The following is a 327-nucleotide window of genomic DNA, read 5'->3' as shown; positions in this document are numbered from 1 at the left end:
TAGTGATTTATTTCGTCATCTTCAAGTTGGTCAAACTGAATGTCGTAAACGACGTATTTGGGTTGGTCGAGTGAAACTGTATATTAGTGCGCTACGATTAGAAGATGGAGAACTTTTACTTGTTGTTTCTCCTATGTTTAATGCTTCTGCTATTCGTGATTATGCATTACGCTGGGAAATCGAAACGTTATTTAGTTGTCTCAAAGGACGTGGATTCAATCTTGAAAATACTCGTTTAACAGACCCTAGACGAGTCAAGAAATTGATAGCAGTGCTAGCTATCGGTTTCTGTTGGTGCTATTTAACAGGTGAATGGCAACATGATCG

The 327-nt window shown here is 38.5% G+C and carries 1 protein-coding gene; it reads left to right on the top strand.

The features are described 5' to 3' along the window. A partial coding sequence (locus ACY3FQ_RS17005) for a transposase (RefSeq protein WP_336163055.1) occupies positions 1 to 327 on the top strand: 327 nt, incomplete at both ends.

The sequence above is a fragment of the Acinetobacter sp. AB03 genome (assembly GCF_058107045.1).
Note: the sequence above shows the minus strand (reverse complement) of the source record. Positions and strands in the feature narration are given on the sequence as shown.